The following is a 16,993-nucleotide window of genomic DNA, read 5'->3' as shown; positions in this document are numbered from 1 at the left end:
TCTTTTCAAGCCCCAGGCTAAAAATCCCTGAATGTAAAGCTTTCAGCCCTCATTCTTAACTTTTGTCAGTCAACCAGCCCTGGGGCTGGTAAACGAAACCGATAAAATTGTTTATTTGAATGTGGGGACGGCAACGGCGAATGCTGCCTCAGCCACAAATAAAATATTAGAGATTCCTGCCAAGCAAAGGATTTTGCTGAGTGAGAATGATTGCCCCCGGGAGGCTCTAAATATTGTCTGGCTATCTGCTACCACAGGAAATTTTGAGGTAGTGGAAAGAGTGTCTGTTTAGGGTGGTGTAAAATGATAAAAAACTGGCTGTTGTCAGGCAGCCAGTTAAAACTTACTTTTCTTTACTTTTTCTGAGCTTTGCTTCGCGGGCTGCCTGGGCTTGAATCTTCTTCTTTCTTCTAGCCTCCTGCCCTTCCCGATCTGCTTTATCCCTTGCGGCCTGGGCTTCTGCCCGGGCCTTTTGCTTTGCGGCGCGGCGCTCTGCTTTCAATCGCTTGCGGTAGCCATTCCATTCTTTGAAGAGGATACCGAGTTGGTAGAAATAGGCCATTGCTCCAATTATGAAACCACTGGCGATCGCGAAATCATCCCAATGCTGAGGGAAAAAATCATCAAAGACTAGATACAATCCCATCCCCAGGGAACTACCCAGGGAGAGGACGAACGGGGCGCACAATCCCTCCCACCAACTCTCAAGCCCGGGGAAAAAGGGAAATCGCCGCCTCCATTCCTCCTCTAAAAAGCCCCTTCCCCAGTGGTGGGCATAAGCAATGAGGGGGATTAGGGCAATGAAGCAAAACCAGGTCGCGAGAATTGCTGCGATCGCTGTATCGGTCAGGTCCTCAATTGTTTGGGCTTGATCTAGGTTGATAGCCAGGGGAATCATGAAAGGGAGGGCGATCGCCAGAAAAACCCCCAACACGAACGCAGATCTCAAAATGGAAATTGGATAGGGAATCCATAGTGGCCAGATTTTCATAAATAGGCACCAGATACTGCGCTAATTATTCCCCTTTCTGGCCGCGTCTCGCTTGCTTGCCTTGAAATTTCAGAATCTTGCCCGCTACTGGAATCGAAGTCAGCCTATGTCACAGTTCTTTGCTTAAACTGGGTGACGTAGTACCTCAGCTTTTGCTGAAGATGATCGCGTTGGCGGGGAGATAATCCCAGGGTTTCATGGATCTCCGAAAAGGGTGCATCGGCAAGCACTAGCCGTAAATAGGTGATGCAATCGGGTTGCTTACGAGCTTCGAGATATTTGATTAATTCGGAGATAAGCTCGGCGCGATCTCCCGCTGCTCTCTTCTCCCGTTCGGCTTCGTGGGCGGCCCGGACATAGGCTTTATAGATCATTCCTCCCCAGGCGCTCAATTCATCGGGCCATTCGGCGGCAGCCTCAATTTCGCAAGAGATTTCTCGGGAGCGGCTATGCAGGAAATCAAGCGCCCGTCGTCGAATCAGGGGAATGCCGCCCAAAATCTTCCGGGATGCGTAGCGATCGCAGAATACGAAAAACTCTGCGGTCTGGAGTCGGCTTTTTGGAGAATAGCTGTCTAGCTCAAATTCCCGGCGAAATGCTCGAAGGGCTTCAACATGAAAATTTTGAAGAAAATCAGCAAAGCTGTCGGGGGAAAATTGGTAGCTTAGGGCCTTATCTTTAAGGCGAGAGTTTAAGAGTTTGAGTTGCTGGGAAATGGGGAAGGCTTTAAGTTTGAGAATTTTATTCCATCGAATTTGAATAAGCTGATTTTCCCAGTAGGGAATATCTCCGGAATTTTGAATCCTTTGACTTGAGAGACAAACTCGTTGAGCCTCCTGAATACAGCGATTAAAAATTAAGGTTTCCTCAGAAGGCATAATAACCACCAGGGAAGGAAAGACAAAGTTGATAAAATTAAAATTAAGCAGCAAGGAAGGATTTATAAGCAGCCCTCCTCCACTTGTACCCAGCGAGGCTGACGATCGCATCAAACTGATATAGATTCGTATGGCAACGGTAAACCCGATCGCCACAGGCCAAAATCTTGCCGTCTAAATCATCAATCAGGATTTCGGAGAATGCTGGGTTACCGAGGAAGTTCATGCGCCTCGGTAACCGCTGGCAGATTTGCGCCTTGTTAATAGGTTCCAAATCGGATCTAGAGCCTCGTACCTCCGAGGATTGAGTCCGATAGGTCTCTGATAAATGGCGCTGGATTGTCCGCTCACTAACTCCCCGACAGGTTGCGATCGCGCTTTGACTAGCTCCCCAAAGTACAAATTTTTCGCTCACTCCAATAAACCTTGGGCCTAGCCAAAGTACGCGCTGTCCTAGTTCCGCACGGTTGACAAGGGGATTTATGGGTTTGATGCGATTTTCTTCAGGGAGATCTCGCTGGGATTCTTTCGCGGCGAATAGTGATGCACGTTGGAGGCCCGCCGCGATCGCCTCCGTTGCCTTGATATTTAGATTCTTAATATCCTCATATTTAATTTCGGCTATTTCGTGCAGGCTCTCCAGTCCTGCGGCTTTAGAAATTTTCTTAAGAGCATAGGGATAGACGATCGCCCGATCGCCCTCCGTGTAGAAATGGCGAATCAGCCCGAGCGATCGCCCTTGATTCAACAATCGCCGGAGGGAGCTAACCGATCGCTGCAATTCCCCCGCTGCAAATTCTAGGGAAAATTCCGCCCGCCCGCTGCCCTGGGCGGCGAGTTGCGCGAATGCCCAGATTTTGAGGGGGGCGCGATAAACCGAATATAAGCGCGCCGGGAGCCGGATGCCTTCAATCTGATTCTGATTGGCAGATTCAGACTTAGGCGATCGCTCTTTAGATTTTGAATCGGGGACAGCTGCAAGTTTACGGTTATTGAGAGAAACTGCAAACTTAATCAGCCATTCGGGGGCAGTGGCGATCGCGCAATCATCAGGCGATCGCACCCAATGATAAGCGCCGGTTTCGGGGTGAGGTGATGGCGGGAGAACCGACTGGCAACCCTTCCACCGGAAATCTAGCTGCGATCCGTCGGGCAAGTCTTCCCAGTAGCGGGCTTTTTGAAAGCGATCGCGCAATTCCTCGGGCACATAAAAGCCGAATTGAATCCGCCCGGGTTTGCCGGAGCTCCATGCCCATGTCGCCGGAATTTCGCCGCCAAATAATTCGGTGAGGCGGGCGATCGCGCCGAACCCATCACAGTCCACAGCCAAAAAACCCCCGTGGCCGGAGAGGATTCCGCAGGCAGATTCGCCCGCAACTTCCTCCCAGGTCAGGGGGGTTTTTTGCCAGTTCAAGCCCACGGGCTTTTTAGTCCCGGGCTGGATTTTACAGTAGCGGAAATCAGCCAGCATTTAGGCTGTCTCCTATCTGGTTTTGGAGTGCAAGAAAGTGAGAATGAAAGTTTGCTCTTTGTGAAAGACGCCTCTCTTTTACTTTTGCCAATACGCAGTCAAAATCGACGAAAGAGCACCAGAGGTCAATCTTCCCCTCTGCCCACTCTCTAAAATCGCTTTCTAGTTCCTCGGGTGAATTCCATTCCTTACTTTGAAATTCTTCTAGCACATTTACAAAATGCCAAAAGACAGAATCAAATAATTCTTCCTCTTCTTCGTTCATAGCGTATTCAATATGTATGACGCTTGTATGACGTAAAAAATCAATAAGGGATACTCCCTTCTCTTATTGCTTTTAGCTCCTGTTTAAGGATTTCTATTGCCGATTCGATGAGGGTATCCTTATCTTCGTTATCGTCGCCGTCATCGTCTTGAAAGCCCGTATCGTTCGCCATCCGAAGTAGAGGCAAAACTAATAATTTAATTTTGCGTAAAGAGCGCTCTAAAATTAAATCTTTGCGATGTTGGGCTATTAGTCTAGCTTGATTCTTTTTGGCCTTTGATTTAAGTGCATCGAGATATTCGGATAGCTCATCAATCTCGATTGCATCTTTATTTTTTACGGCATAGGAGAGGAGGATCACATCCCCTTCCAAAGCTTGTCCTATCTCTACGAGGGAATTGCCAATTAAGGTCCACGCTTCATCAGCCTCAGCAGCGATCGCCTTCTCCGATTCATAGTGCGCCTCGTTCGCCTCCTGAGTGGCCCTCTCCGATTCAAATTCCTCAGCGATCGCCTCCTCAGCCCTCCTCAAAATATCCTGGCCAAACTCCGAATCGAAGCCCCTCAGTAGGGCCGCCGTGCAATCCAAGCAATTCATTCTCAGGGCATAAAACTGGTAATAGCGATCGCCATCCCCAGGAGCCGGGGGATTCGCCGCGATCTCCTTTTTCAGTTTCTCATCCAGCCCCCTGAGCAAATTCAGCGCACTCTCAGCATTGGCGTGAATTATCGCGAAGTCTTTACAGATCTCCCCCATCGCGGGGGCGGGTCGGTTATTTTCCTCTGGCAGCATATTGATTTTTCTCTACCTAGCTCTAAATTGATGGGGTGAGGGGGATTGCCCACCAATCCCCCTGAGTGTCCAAAGGGCCGATCACCCTTTGTCCGTTGTTGTGCTTTATGTACGGATACCGTACACTTTTTACTATAATATGGTTGAACCAAAAAAACCACAAGGTGTCAATAATCAGCTTATTGAACGGTATAGGGAATTGAAACTGAACAAGACCAAGCTAAGTAAGTTTGTAGGGGTTCGACGGGCGACTATTCACGAGTGGCTCGACAATGGCGGCGTTCCAAACCTTGACCCAGCAAGGATGCACCGTTTAGCCGTGGCCCTGAACTGTGATTCTATTTTTGAGCTAGTTCAGCTATTCCAGCCTTCTGAAGCGGTTTCCGCCCATGAGCTAAGGAAGGAAATCGAGGGTCAAAAATGAGATTTATGAATTTTTGTAAATAGGGTTGCGTTTTTAAATTTTAGTGTTTAAAGTGTACGGTAAGCGTACAGTTATTCACTAAGCCAATGAAAATCACCGAATTCAAACTCACCGAACTCAAGGCCGCCTGCAAATCCGCAGGGGCAAAGGGCTACTCTGCCCTCTCCAAATCTGAATTACTCGAATGGATCGCGGCCTCCCCCCGGAGCGCCGATATTTTGGCTGCTTTACCTTTACCGGGGGAGACCTCCGCCCCGGCTCCTGGGGAGGAAGTTGAGGGCCAATTCTACCAATTTGGTCCAGGCGGGCAGATTCATGAAGGGCAAGACCTGGAAACTTTTCTTTCTGAAACTTCTCTCCAGGATTTCTTCCCTGGCTGTGTTGTGGAAGTTGAGGAGGATGCGATCGCCGCTCCCCCTTCTGAATGCATGGATGAAAAATCCAGCATCGAGGAGAAGGCGATCGCTACCCCCGAAGAAGGCACGGACCCCGATGCCGGAGCGAAATTCAAGCTAATCGAATCCATCCTTTCCCTTTCCTCTCAGTTGGGGTGCGAGGGTGAGGGGGTTGCCCAAAAAATCACAGGTAAATCACTGACTTTCTGTTCGGTGAAAGAGCTGAACCTCGTTTTTGGCCGGTTGACCCGACTTTCTCAACTGGTGGGAAAGGATGATTCGGAGCCTATCCCCGAGGATGAACTCTCAGAGGATGAGAAGGCGGCCAATGCTTTCGGTGCTCAGTTCGTGGCTGATTTTCTTGAGGGCGGGGAGGGTGCGATCGTTCCGGTCCCTGACTGCGAAGAAATGGCGGCGGCGCTCAATCAAATTTTTTCAGAAGACTTAAACATTTATGTAGCAGTCATTCGGAACGACGTTCTTAGTGTGGTGTTTTGGGACACAGAGGAAAATTTCTTAATTGTCTGTGATAAGGCATTAGAACAGCCCTGGTATTTAGAAGAACCCGATGAGGAATACGAGGGCTGGAGCTTGCGGTTTAATATTTGCAATGAAGCCCTAACTCAGGCTTACACAGTAATCACCTGCGAGGGATTAGAGGAAACCGAGGCGGAAAAGCAGCAGGCGATCGACGCGATTAATTTGGATTTGGCTCTAGCAACCGATGGAGATCGCATCCCCTCCCCTGAATGCATGGATGAAAAATTGCAGCCACCGCCCCAACACTTGCGCGATCGCTCTCAGGCAATTTTTGAGGTGGACACTCCCAACGGGTCCAGCTTTGTCCCCAGCAACGGGACCACTGGCGATATTTGGGAATCAATCTGGTGTGAGCAGTGCATTCACTTCACCGATTCCGGTTGCCGAATTTATGTTGAAGCGCTAGCCGGTGAGTCACCGGAGGAATGGCAGTATTGGGATAATAAACCCCTTTGCACCGGATTCGAGGAGGGAATTCCCCCCGAGGAACCCATCGCCCCGCCTCCACCGCCAGAAGCCTCCACCGCTTGCCCGATTTTCTATCCCGGGGATATCGTTCGCCGGTTCATTGAGCCTTATATCGTAGTGGGCCCGGATAAGGAGCGCCCGGGCAATTGGTTGGTGCGATCACAGGAATTTCCCGAGGCGGGGGAATATTCTCTATGTCTTCTCTGGCCTCACCTCAGCACCCCATCCAAATCCTATAAATTCCCAGAGTGTCCGCGCTCCCTATTCTCCCTATGGAATTTAGCCACCGAAAACTCCCACAAAATCCGCCTAATGGACGGGTGGGACAACCGAGATATTGCAGCCCGCTTGCAAAATGCCGGGTTCCAATTCGCTAATCGGATTTGGGATTTCTGCGAATTTGAAAGCTACGAAAAGTTATTTGCTGAGTTTGTCACCTGTGGAGATTGGGTGATTGGGCGATCCGGTCCTGCGATCGTCGCCTGTTGGGACCCCCATCTATTCATCTGGCAGATTGAATCCCAAGATTTAGATTACTGGGTTTCTCAGATTGAATCCTGGCAATCCGAGTGGCGCGATCCAGTGATTGTGAAGTCAAAAACCCTATTAAAAGCCACGGCATAGGGGGAGTGAATGACAGAGCAAAAAATTGAAATCAATGAAAAATTTGCCCAATATCTAGGCCAGCAATACGGACCGAAAGTTGAAGAACGATATCGGAAGATTGCATTAAACCGAGGCGGGCCAAATAGTGGGGCAAAAGCCAGAGAAACCAGAGAAGGTCGCAAGGTTTTCGAGGATATTTTCCGCAACTGTGCTGAGTGCGGAATCCGATTTCAAAAAAGAATCGGAGGCTCTGAGAAATTCTGCGGCAGAAGCTGCGCCGCCAAAGTCACCCAGCGCAAAAAGAAAAGAGAGAAAGAGGCCAAAAAACTTGCGGCTAAACTTGAAGCCGCCAAAGCCAACCCAACCAAGAAAGGTAAGAAAAAATGATGATTTTTGCTGCAATTTTACTCCTGTTTCGGACGACTGTTATACAACCTGTCATACATCACGCCGAACCCGTTCGCGAATGCCGGTCAGACCGCTGTGATAAAGATTAAAAAAAAGAAGGCGATCGTAACTGTCATGAGATCGCCCGTTCGTTCATTGAATTGTTGATTAAAGCAAGGTAGAGGTTACACTCATGACTGATTATAGCACACCACCGGAACTGAACCCGGTAGATTTGTGGCACCAAACCGACAAAACACAAGAGCAATTAGCTGAAATTTTCGACGTTCACCCCACCACCTTCGCCCGCTGGTGCAACGGCACCCGCAAACCCTCCCTCGCTTATCGCCGCCGAGCCGCCGAACTAGCGCACCAATTACTTTCCCGTCAATAGCCAGCGTCAATAGCCTGTCATTCAGACAGGCTTTATATTGACGATAGACAAGCGATAAACAAGCGCACCGGATACGCGATGGATACGCGACTATACAACGCTTCCCTAGCACCTGAGATTAGCTGGCTTACCAACTCCCAAATCGAGCAACTCTTACAGGTCTCCCCTTCTGTCTTACGGCAGGATAAATCAGTTTTAAGAAGCCTCAAACTTCTTAAAATCCCAGAGAGATCTAAAGGGTGTGAGAGGGAAGGGATTCAATTATTAATTGAATTTCGCCAGTTAGTGCAAGAGCGAGGAAGGGAACCCGCAATAAGAGAAATCTGGAGGAAACATGGCCCACGCAAAGGATAAAGAAAAAATTGAGGAACTACAGGGAGAGAGCAAGCAATCCGCTGATTCCCCCATCTATCAAACCGCTGAAATAGCCTCAGAAAAAATGATTGAAGAAGTGGAGGGATTAACCCTTTATCTGTTCCAACAGAAACTACAAACCCGGGCTTTTGGGGATTCCTTTCGCGGCAAACTACAAGCGCTTTTGCAGGATGCTCCCCAAGCTTTTGAGGCCAGAATCTTGCAGTCAACAGGTCCAAACAAACTACTCACCCCTCACCCCAACAATGGCTAATTCAGATAATCCGAACGAGTTTGTAGAAACCACGACCCGGGTCTATCTCCAAAGGGAAGATGCTCGGCAGAGTTCTTTCGAGAGAGCATTCCCTCTTCTAATTCTGGCTTTTATGGTCGCTGGCATGGTGGCTTTAACTGCCAACCAAGGATCGGGACCTTCGACTATCAACAACAATCATCATATTGAGGTAACAAAGTAATGGGATTAATGAGCATAATATTGGGCCGTGGTGGAGAGAATAAATCCAGTGCGATCGCTCAATCCGAAAGCAACATCAACTCTTCCCTAGTTTTCCAGCCCGCTGGCGGATTCTCCCCCAACAATCCAGGCAAGATGGCAAACTTGCGAAGCGCCCCCATCCTGGAAGGACCCCGATACTTCACCGCTGACGAAGCCGACAAACTAGAGGAGCTGGCCCGCCAAAAAAAAGCGCAAGTCAAGCCCACTGAACAAGCCCTCCATGCGTTGGGGCAAGTTGAGAAAGCAGATGCCAAGGTTCAGAGCGCCTACTACCGGGAATATGCCCCCCGGGTTGCCAGTGCGGAACTAAAGAAAATCGCCGCCAAGACTCAGTTTGCAACTCACTTGCATGGGCTTCGTGCTCCCTATGCTTCCCTCGGGGCTGGATTGGGAAGGGCAGAGAATAAGGCAACCGCTGCGGTCGCCGCCATCAAAGCAGGATTAAGGTAATTTAGCTGCCCGGGATTTACCCGGGCTTTAGATATGCTGGCAAGAGGTTACCAGTTTTTAGGTCTATTTTTGTTCGGGTTAGCCCTTGCGGGGATTCCAAGTTTTGCGGTTCAAATATTCCCCCGCTTACTGGGTTGGGGTTGGGCTTGTCTGATTATTGCGGTAGTTTTTCTTGTCCTGGTAGCAGCCTGTGATGATTATCTAGTTACCTACTTAAGAATTGAGAAAGAGCAATTTTGGGCGGGGGTATTTTCCCTTGCTGCAAGTTTCTTGGTTGGGGGGGTGATTCAGTGGCTGTAGTCTTTTTTTCAGGCTTTGACCAAGGCAGGCGAAATGCTTTCACTACTTCAGTGATTCTTCACTTTTTTTGCTTGATTCTGCTATTTTCTGGAATTACTTTAGTTTCCATCTCCCCATCACTCTTTAGGGACAATCCAAGGATTCGGAGTATTTGCCTATTCTATGGCCTATTTTGCGGAATCGGCCTATTGGTGTGTGGCGTTCAGTTGGAGGTGACGGATAGGCTTTTAGAGCGAATTAAAAAAGTTGAGGATGAGATTGCCTTAAGCCAATTCGCTGCGGAGCAATATGCACAACAGCAGTATTATGAACAAATCGCAGAGGAGGCTAACCCGGAACTTCCGCCTACTTCCGCACCTTACTTCCCAGCTACTTCCGTTCCTACTTCCGTTCCTACTTCTGAAGCGCTAACCGTTGGTAGTCAAGGAGTAGCGGATTCTGGAAGTGTTAGTGGAAGTGGAAGTAAAGGGGCGGAAGTTGGGAGTGCGATCGCCACCCTCACCGCCATTAAATCTGCATACTCCGAAGGCAAGAGCGATACTTGGATTATTGAGGAAATCCTGGGAATGAAGGGGCGCAATTTTGAGAAAGGGAAAGAATTGTTAAGTCAATATAAGGGGGTTGTTTGAATGATGGAAAAATATGGAGACAAATATTTAGATATTTCTCACGCCAGAGAAATAGAATTTGACAATTCAGTGAACCCCACTGCTAGGATTATCTGGGCTGATGGTAAGTGGGAAGTTTTTGGAGGGGAAGCCGCTAAATCACTTTACCTCTCGCTTAATCCTGATGATGTTACCGACCCCGACATTATTGGTACAGTAGTAGCAACCCTTACCCTAAATGCCGCACAGAAAAAATGGTTTGTTGGTGTAACTGACGGAATAGTGAAGACATGGGAACAGAGTTACGTTGAAACAGAAGACGTTTTGGCGGCCCTTGTTCCAATGGTCAAAACTTATCTGAAGCGATATTCGGCTAAACTAAAGGCTGATGAAGAGGAATCGTAAGGGGCTAATTGGGATTGAAAGCGATCGGGGATACCTTCGACTGAGATTTCCTCCCCAATTTTTCAAGCGATATCTTTATCTGAATCTTCCAGACTCTCCTCAAAACAGAGCGATCGCCCAAAAACTGGCAGAGGAGAAAAACCAGGAAATCCAGCAAGCTCAAATCGAATCTCTAAATTTTTAATTCCCCCAATCCCTACTCCTGAGAATACTCCCCTAGCCCGAGAGGGGTTGGGGGAATTTTTTTGCCGGTACCGAGAGGCTAAGGCTCAGGAGCTTAAGCCCTCCAGCCTGAAAAATCTTGATTCAGTGATTCGGAAGATTCCCGATTTTCCCCGCTCCGATATTTCCCCAGAAGCCGCCAAAGCAATCAGCCAATATTTGCTCCGAAGTTTCTCCCGGGATTCAGCCCGCCGAGCCCTTCAGCAATTGGGAGCCGCTTGCAATTGGGCGGTAGAGCGAGGGGAATTGGAGGCAAATCCCTTTGAAAATCTACAGCTCAAGCCCCAGAAGAAACGGCCAAAAGTCGATCCATTTTCTGAGGCAGAGCGCGATCGCATCATCGCCGAATTCGAGCGCGATCTACTGCACCGACATTATGCCGGGTTTGTGAAATTTCTCTTCCTCACGGGCTGCCGAACTTCTGAGGCTGTTGGGCTTCGCTGGGGAGATTGCGATCGCGACTTCATTAAATTTTGCTCTCCCGTCGTTGAGGGCATCCGCTTAAACTCCACCAAGACCGGGGAGGTGAGGCGGTTCCCGATTAACTCGCAACTTAAGGAATTGCTCGAATCAATCAGGCCGGAGGAAGTGGAGAGCGATCGCCCGGTATTTCCCAGCAAGTCTGGGGATTTGATTCTGCCCAATAACTTTTTGAGGCGGCACTGGAAGCCTGTACTAGAAACGCTGAGGGTTCCCTATCGCCCGCAGTACAACACCCGCCATTCTTTTGCTACCTTCTGCCTTGCCAGAGGTGAAAGCCCTGCCAGAGTAGCTCAATGGATTGGGGATAGCGTACCCACCCTCATGCGCTATTATGCCGGATTCATCTCCGGGGAAATCCCCGATTTTTGAGTGACATAGGCTGACATAGGCTGACATAGGCTGACTTTCTAGCTTATTTCTAGCTTATTTCTAGCTTATTTCTAGCTAACCGTGAAACCCTCATCCTGTAAGGAATGTAGCCAAAAAATAACCCTCCGAGGACTAGAGTCAATCGGAGGGTTATTTTCGGCTGAAAGCCTTGCTATGTAAAGATGCCAGGAACGAGACTTGAACTCGTGACACGAGGATTTTCAGGGCTAAAAAATAACTTGCTTCCTGTATGCTCCGGTACCTACAACAGATAATTGAAGCACCATATCTCGCGTTCCACCGTATTGATTTACTATCCGGATATCCACCCCATAAGAAGTTGCTACAACTAAAACAATCCCTTGAGTGGCGTACCCGACGTAAGTATCTCGAATTAAAGTAGTGGAAAAGGGAGAGGAAGGGTCAAGTCGGTGTGTCCAAAACTCAACCCTGAACCCCCCAAATCCCCACCCCCCAATGTGTCCACCTCCCGTTAAGTTGCAGCAACAAGCGATGTAAATATCGTCTTGAAAATTAAGGGGGATAGAAAAAAACGGTTCAAAGGAACTAAATTGGAAAGTCTGAATAACTGGTCTGCCAGAGATTTCTGTCCAAGGGATAGTTTCCTCTGCTGGTCTAGCCCCGATCTCCTCCGGAGTAATCGCATCCGTCCTACCCTGGTGGTGAGTAGAAGAGTGGGGAGGGATTCCGGTATTTTGCTCTCCGGTTAGTAAGTTTATTATTTTAGGCATTAGTCCTGTTTATACAGTGTTTACATCCTGTTTACACTTCGATTACAGGGTGAGTACACATTGTGGAAATTAGGGTAAAAACTCTTGAGCCATCGCGAGTTCACCTAAATCAGTAGCGGTCAGTAGTATTGGTGCGTTATTGACAGAGATATTTATTCTTGCATTAAATTCCCCAGTTGTTAAACTGGGTTCGATTCGCCATGAATAAATATTGTAGGTGGTTGCCCTCTGCAAATTCGCCCCCATTATTATAGCATCCGCTAAGTCCTGGGCCCAGGAATTAGAGGCGAAAGTCCCCCCTGCCCCCGATGAAAATCCAGTATTCAGATAGGGTTCTGATTCGATTTTAAATCTCTCTGTCCCTGTCCTGGTCACTTTGCCCGCAAAATCCACACTAGCAGTAAATAGGGCCGTGTTAAAACTGCCGCTCAAAGGGTCATCAGAGAGCGAACTCGTTATATTGTTCTGTCCCGATGGATTAAGGTTTTTATCCCGTTCCCGGGACTGCCCTAATTTGATTAGCCGGAAAATAAGATTTTCGAGCAACTCGCTACCATCAGGGGATTGAATTGTTCCCCCTGTTCCTAATGTAATAGATCTCATTGAGTTGATGTATTTATTGTGAATAAACAATAATTATAGGGGACAGGAGAGGTAAAACGTGGCAAGCCAGGTTCAATCCCCCGATGGGTTCAGATTGTACATCAAGAATTTCACCAATTTTATCAGCCCGCTGGTATGCATTCAGGAATCTTTGCACCCAATGGGTGCAAAGACGCATTTAAACCACAAAGATAGCAGCCAAATCCCTTAGCCTGCAAGGATTTAGCTCTTGACATTTTTCTAAGAGCAGAGTTAAGCTCAAAGGAGAATTTTTCCAAACTACAGGACGATAAGTTATGGCCACTTTGACGGTTGCAGAAGTCGCGGCAAATCTCCCTGTGGGGAGCCTGGTTTCCCTCGATATCACAAATCCTGCCCTAACTGCTTATAAGCCCGTCGATGATTTTTTGACGGCACTACAGGCAGCGCAGGACGCGGATAACGCGGGGACTCCTGCGGGACAAGACGTTAACCTCATCAGCACATCGGAGGGTGCGGCAACGAGCATCGCCGATCCAGCAAACCCAGGACAGTCTGTGGTGGTGGTTCCAAGATTCTATTCCGTCACCACTTATCGGCGAATTGTTGTGAATGAAGTGCTGAGTCCCCTCGTTTAATCTTGAGGGGGGAATTTCTTGCGGGATGAGTGGGGGATTGCCGGGTAGTCAATCCTCCCGGTCTTTAATCTGTTTGGTTCTTTCTAATTAATGGGAAAATAAGGGGGAAAGGTGGGCAAGACTAACGTTTACAAAAACAAACAGCTCATGAGCGTAAAAATGGGCATTCCAATTGGTTCAAGTGGCGTCATCAAGCAGGTAGGGAACTATGGCTTTATGACGAATATTGACATGGCGGAAGCATCTGCACTTGGGCAAGCTCCAGGCAGAACGGGGGGAGTTGCTGGGAGCTATATTCAAAATTTAATTATTGGTGGCGACGCACCCCGGCCTGCGAGGGTGACGAAAAAGACTGTAGAGTATTCAGTAACGTCTTATGTCGGGTATGACAAAATTGCTCAGGCACTGGCTAGTGGATGGAAACAAAGTGCAAAAGTCCAATTTCGAGCCGCAAGACAATCCAAGCTGTCTAAGCTGGTTTTCGTCACGATTCGGGGTGTAAAATATGCGTGGCGAATGAGAGCCGAGCAATATAATAAGATTAAAGGATTCGCTTCAAACATTGGATTTAAGGAGGCTTCCCAAAATGATGCCGACTTGGTTTATGGTGCCACTTTCCCCAAGCCTCCAAAAATTGGGATTACCATCACAGGAGAGGGCGGTATGGATAACCTAAGCACTTTCTGCGATCCCACGAAGATAGATGATTTGAAAGAAGGATGGGTGCTTCTAGATCCGGGCAACTATGGTAACAGCTAATGATGTACGGAGGATCCTGACCCCAGATGATCCAGAATTTGCCTTGTGGCTGGGAATTCCTCCTCCCACATGGCAATCTGAGATAGAATCTAGATCGGGGGAATGCGTGTTAATCGCAGAGGCAGAAAGTGGAATTTTGCGGCCTGCGAGCTGGCAGGAAACGGATGAATATCTCTACGGGGGAGAGTACGATGAGCGGATGCTCTCCTTGGTGGAGATTGAGGATGCTTACGAGTATTATTAGGGATGACGTGGTATCACGCAGGTTCGGTCCAGGCTCTCACTCATTGGATAAGCCTCCCCGCTCCCATTGATGCTGATCCATCTATTGTGAGAGTAGGTTTTAGCCTTCACGGAAACCATCTAAGGATTTACTCGCGGGTATTCATTCGCCCCGTGTACGCTATTGGAGGGGATTGGGTCCGGGGTGCGGGGATCCGAATCTACCCGGATCTAGATGAGCAGATCGTCTCGCTTCCTTTTATCTCATCCGGGATACTGAGATTTATTGAAATAAAAAAAGGATTTAGGTCCTGGCGATGGCGCAACGTACCCGATGCCCCCAACCTGATTAAGGTGGCCTTTTTCGTACCGGAGCAATAGAGATTAGATATGCAAATTGACGAACAAAGATTATCCAGCTCAATTTTTGCAGGCTGTACCCCCCTGGAGATAGCGAAAGAGGTGGCGGGGAATTTTGTAAATGCCGTTGGCGGGGTATTTGCCGATATTGGCCGAGGAATTTTTGGCTGGCTGAAGGGTGCGGCTTCTGGGATAGCGAATGCGATCAACTGGATTCGGGGTGCTGCCGGCAAAGTTAGCCAAGCGATTTCAGGCGCGATCGCCTGGGTCGGCGGCAAGCTCGGACCCTGCGGCAGGCTAATCGCAGGGGGCTTAATCGGGGCGGTAGTCGGTGGGGGAGGTCTGGTAGGATTGGCGATTCTTTCTGCCAAGGTTTCGGCATTTGTTGGCACGGGATTGATTGCCAAGATGGCATTCTCCTCAGCGATGGGAGTTGCTTTGGGTTTTGCCGTTCGGGGTTTTGGGAAAATTTACAACTTCAATTGGAACGTGACGGATCAAGAAATTACCCAATCCCAACAGGGTTTGGTTCGTAATTTTTATACAATCCTGGGTGGTGCGCTCGGAGAGGCTACAGGGCGGATTGGGTGTGGACTGATTCCTGGTAAAGCGGTAGGGCTTTTCACTGTAAACCCAAGCACACTAGCCCGAGTGGAAGAGTTGATCCGCTTCACTGGGGGAAAAGATGGGTTGCGGGAATCGGGCCAGTTTATTGAGGATACGGTGGACGCTCTTTGGCCCATATTAGATTCTGCCGCCAGATCTAGCGCAAACTACTTAATGCTTTCCGCTTACAAGAATGTGCGAAAGATAATTCGGAAAAGCGCTAGTTCGGGATTTTTAAGTAGCATCCTAGGTGAAGACCGCAGAAGAATTATTGAGGCTTGGGGAAGTCCGGGGTCCAATGCGTGGAGTTTCAAAAAGGCGGTTGATTCCCGCGTAGAAGGGATTAAAAATGCAAACCTTAAAGCGTTTGCCGAGAATTTCCTGGAGGAGTTGTTCGATTCGTGCACGGATAGCTTGTTGGCGCTATCATATTCTTTATAATAGAGGAGCCGTGGATATCACATGGGAATTAATAGGGCTACTTGCATCGACAGTGAGCGGCACGGTAGCCATATTGGTGAAGCTAAACCATATAGAAAATGATTACCAGGCGGAAAAACTTAAGAACAAAGATATTGAATCTCAACTTTTAAGAACGACCAAAGACCTGGAAATACAACACAAGGAAATTGCAAGATTAAAGGCTCAGATAGGGAGAGAATTTAACAACATTGCTTGGCAACTCCGTATAATAATCGGAAATCAAAAAGATATAGAGACTTTTCTCGAAAACCGCTCTGGGTACATCCGAAGAAAATCTTCGGAGATAGACTCGGAAGAAGATACAAGGGGATTTATGCTCAAGAAAATAAAAGAATTGGATTCTCCAAATGACGAGGATAGATGAAGAAATTGAGCATTCCCTGCTTTTCCCCAAGGCGGATAAATCCAGGATTGACCTGTATTGCGATGTGCCTCGCTTACCTTGAAGCCGATCGCAAGCCAAAATATTCTCACCTTCAATGGGAAGATGAAATTTATCAATATGCGAGGGATAGCAAATACCCACCCAATTCACCCGATTCCCTGGTTAAAATTGTTCGCGAATATGGGAAAAGCAATCGATTTTCCCAGAACGCAAGCATTGAGCAATTAGAGGATCACCTGGATGGGGGGTTCCCCATCGCGCTCCACGGTTATTTCACTCCGTCAGGGCATATAGTTGTCATCTCGGGATACGAAAATGGTGATTTTTGGGTTCATGACCCTTACGGGGAATGGTATGCGACCGGATACCGAGCCGATTTACCAGGCGCTTTTCAACGGCACTCTTACGATTTAATCCGGGAGATTTGCGGGCCCGAAAGACTTTGGGCGCATCTAATCAGTAATTAATAAAGGTGAATAAATATGTTTTTTGAATTGATGAAAATCACCCCCGCCCCGGAACAATATGCTACAGGGACACCTGTAGTTATTCCGGCCAACACGACCGCAGTCGCTTTGATTCCCGCAAACCCAGCAAGGATTGGCTTGGGCTTGATAAACCAAACCGACGGCCCAATTTACCTCAATAAAGGGGATGTGGCAACCTCGCCAGCATCAGCCTCAGCAAAAATTTTCGTAATTCCGCCTCAAAGTTATGTCAGCTTTGACGGAAAAAGCGAGACGCCTACCGAAGCGCTTAATGTGGTGTGGGCTGGAACGGCTACCGGGAATTTGACAGCTATCGAGCGAGTTGTGGTAGAGTAGAGGGAAGGCGATCGCAGCCAAATTCCCTATCAGGGATTGAAACCAATTTTGACAATCTAGCG

The 16,993-nt window shown here is 48.3% G+C and carries 24 protein-coding genes; 18 read left to right on the top strand and 6 right to left on the bottom strand.

Annotation, left to right across the window (positions count from 1 at the left end; translation table 11 throughout):
- Positions 1–343: 343 nt before the first annotated feature.
- The 5 genes from NG795_RS10915 to NG795_RS10895 all read right to left on the bottom strand — a co-directional run bounded on the left by NG795_RS10915 (position 344) and on the right by NG795_RS10895 (position 4,398).
- Positions 344–934, bottom strand: coding sequence for a hypothetical protein (locus tag NG795_RS10915; protein ID WP_367288694.1), 591 nt, complete (start codon positions 932–934; stop codon positions 344–346).
- Between the two features lie 161 nt (positions 935–1,095).
- Entirely contained in the window at positions 1,096–1,869 is a 774-nt protein-coding gene (locus tag NG795_RS10910; RefSeq protein WP_367288693.1) for a hypothetical protein, read from the bottom strand.
- Positions 1,870–1,912: 43 nt separating this feature from the next.
- The gene (locus NG795_RS10905; RefSeq protein ID WP_367288692.1) at positions 1,913–3,340 is read right to left on the bottom strand and encodes a bifunctional DNA primase/polymerase; all 1,428 of its coding nucleotides are present in this window, start codon (positions 3,338–3,340) and stop codon (positions 1,913–1,915) included.
- Positions 3,330–3,605: a hypothetical protein gene (locus tag NG795_RS10900; protein WP_367288691.1), complete on the bottom strand. Its 276-nt coding sequence runs from the start codon at positions 3,603–3,605 to the stop codon at positions 3,330–3,332. Before NG795_RS10900 ends, NG795_RS10905 begins: the two co-directional genes overlap by 11 nt.
- A gap of 40 nt (positions 3,606–3,645) precedes the next feature.
- The gene (locus tag NG795_RS10895; protein WP_367288690.1) at positions 3,646–4,398 is read right to left on the bottom strand and encodes a hypothetical protein; all 753 of its coding nucleotides are present in this window, start codon (positions 4,396–4,398) and stop codon (positions 3,646–3,648) included.
- Positions 4,399–4,537: 139 nt separating this feature from the next.
- On the opposite strand from NG795_RS10895, the gene NG795_RS10890 reads away from it, so the two are divergent.
- From NG795_RS10890 to NG795_RS10840, 11 genes are all read left to right on the top strand, one after another.
- Complete coding sequence (locus tag NG795_RS10890) at positions 4,538–4,822, top strand: helix-turn-helix domain-containing protein (RefSeq protein ID WP_367288689.1); 285 nt, start codon at positions 4,538–4,540, stop codon at positions 4,820–4,822.
- Between the two features lie 86 nt (positions 4,823–4,908).
- Positions 4,909–6,849 (top strand): hypothetical protein, encoded by a 1,941-nt coding sequence (locus tag NG795_RS10885; protein WP_367288688.1) that lies wholly within the window; start codon positions 4,909–4,911, stop codon positions 6,847–6,849.
- Positions 6,850–6,858: 9 nt separating this feature from the next.
- Positions 6,859–7,218, top strand: a complete 360-nt coding sequence (locus NG795_RS10880) for a hypothetical protein (RefSeq protein WP_367288687.1) — start codon at positions 6,859–6,861, stop codon at positions 7,216–7,218.
- Between the two features lie 193 nt (positions 7,219–7,411).
- The gene (locus NG795_RS10875) at positions 7,412–7,612 is read left to right on the top strand and encodes a helix-turn-helix domain-containing protein (RefSeq protein ID WP_367288686.1); all 201 of its coding nucleotides are present in this window, start codon (positions 7,412–7,414) and stop codon (positions 7,610–7,612) included.
- Positions 7,613–7,946: 334 nt separating this feature from the next.
- Entirely contained in the window at positions 7,947–8,240 is a 294-nt protein-coding gene (locus NG795_RS10870) for a hypothetical protein (RefSeq protein WP_367288685.1), read from the top strand.
- Complete coding sequence (locus NG795_RS10865) at positions 8,233–8,442, top strand: hypothetical protein (protein ID WP_367288684.1); 210 nt, start codon at positions 8,233–8,235, stop codon at positions 8,440–8,442. Before NG795_RS10870 ends, NG795_RS10865 begins: the two co-directional genes overlap by 8 nt.
- Positions 8,443–8,450: 8 nt before the next feature.
- Positions 8,451–8,933: a hypothetical protein gene (locus NG795_RS10860; RefSeq protein WP_367288683.1), complete on the top strand. Its 483-nt coding sequence runs from the start codon at positions 8,451–8,453 to the stop codon at positions 8,931–8,933.
- A 488-nt stretch (positions 8,934–9,421) separates the two neighbouring features.
- A complete protein-coding gene (locus NG795_RS10855; protein WP_367288682.1) occupies positions 9,422–9,862 on the top strand; it encodes a hypothetical protein in 441 nt (146 codons plus the stop codon).
- Positions 9,863–10,246, top strand: a complete 384-nt coding sequence (locus tag NG795_RS10850; protein WP_367288681.1) for a hypothetical protein — start codon at positions 9,863–9,865, stop codon at positions 10,244–10,246.
- Positions 10,230–10,430, top strand: a complete 201-nt coding sequence (locus tag NG795_RS10845) for a hypothetical protein (RefSeq protein WP_367288680.1) — start codon at positions 10,230–10,232, stop codon at positions 10,428–10,430. Before NG795_RS10850 ends, NG795_RS10845 begins: the two co-directional genes overlap by 17 nt.
- 125 nt (positions 10,431–10,555) lie before the next feature.
- Entirely contained in the window at positions 10,556–11,320 is a 765-nt protein-coding gene (locus NG795_RS10840; protein WP_367288679.1) for a tyrosine-type recombinase/integrase, read from the top strand.
- An 821-nt stretch (positions 11,321–12,141) separates the two neighbouring features.
- On the opposite strand, the gene NG795_RS10835 is transcribed toward NG795_RS10840, so the two are convergent.
- Complete coding sequence (locus NG795_RS10835; RefSeq protein ID WP_367288678.1) at positions 12,142–12,705, bottom strand: hypothetical protein; 564 nt, start codon at positions 12,703–12,705, stop codon at positions 12,142–12,144.
- A 266-nt stretch (positions 12,706–12,971) separates the two neighbouring features.
- Between NG795_RS10835 and NG795_RS10830 the strand changes: the two genes are divergently transcribed.
- The 7 genes from NG795_RS10830 to NG795_RS10800 all read left to right on the top strand — a co-directional run bounded on the left by NG795_RS10830 (position 12,972) and on the right by NG795_RS10800 (position 16,931).
- Positions 12,972–13,292, top strand: a complete 321-nt coding sequence (locus NG795_RS10830) for a hypothetical protein (RefSeq protein ID WP_367288677.1) — start codon at positions 12,972–12,974, stop codon at positions 13,290–13,292.
- 147 nt (positions 13,293–13,439) lie between these two features.
- The gene (locus tag NG795_RS10825; RefSeq protein ID WP_367288676.1) at positions 13,440–14,051 is read left to right on the top strand and encodes a hypothetical protein; all 612 of its coding nucleotides are present in this window, start codon (positions 13,440–13,442) and stop codon (positions 14,049–14,051) included.
- On the top strand, positions 14,038–14,295 hold the full coding sequence (locus tag NG795_RS10820; RefSeq protein ID WP_367288675.1) for a hypothetical protein: 258 nt from the start codon (positions 14,038–14,040) through the stop codon (positions 14,293–14,295). Before NG795_RS10825 ends, NG795_RS10820 begins: the two co-directional genes overlap by 14 nt.
- 368 nt (positions 14,296–14,663) lie before the next feature.
- Entirely contained in the window at positions 14,664–15,680 is a 1,017-nt protein-coding gene (locus tag NG795_RS10815) for a hypothetical protein (protein WP_367288674.1), read from the top strand.
- 10 nt (positions 15,681–15,690) lie between these two features.
- Entirely contained in the window at positions 15,691–16,086 is a 396-nt protein-coding gene (locus tag NG795_RS10810) for a hypothetical protein (protein WP_367288673.1), read from the top strand.
- Entirely contained in the window at positions 16,083–16,574 is a 492-nt protein-coding gene (locus NG795_RS10805) for a C39 family peptidase (protein ID WP_367288672.1), read from the top strand. Before NG795_RS10810 ends, NG795_RS10805 begins: the two co-directional genes overlap by 4 nt.
- Positions 16,575–16,589: 15 nt before the next feature.
- Entirely contained in the window at positions 16,590–16,931 is a 342-nt protein-coding gene (locus NG795_RS10800) for a hypothetical protein (RefSeq protein WP_367288671.1), read from the top strand.
- The last annotated feature ends 62 nt before the right edge of the window (positions 16,932–16,993 follow it).

This window comes from Laspinema palackyanum D2c (assembly GCF_025370875.1).
Classification (GTDB): domain Bacteria; phylum Cyanobacteriota; class Cyanobacteriia; order Cyanobacteriales; family Laspinemataceae; genus Laspinema; species Laspinema palackyanum.
This window is presented reverse-complemented; position numbering and strand designations above follow the sequence as displayed.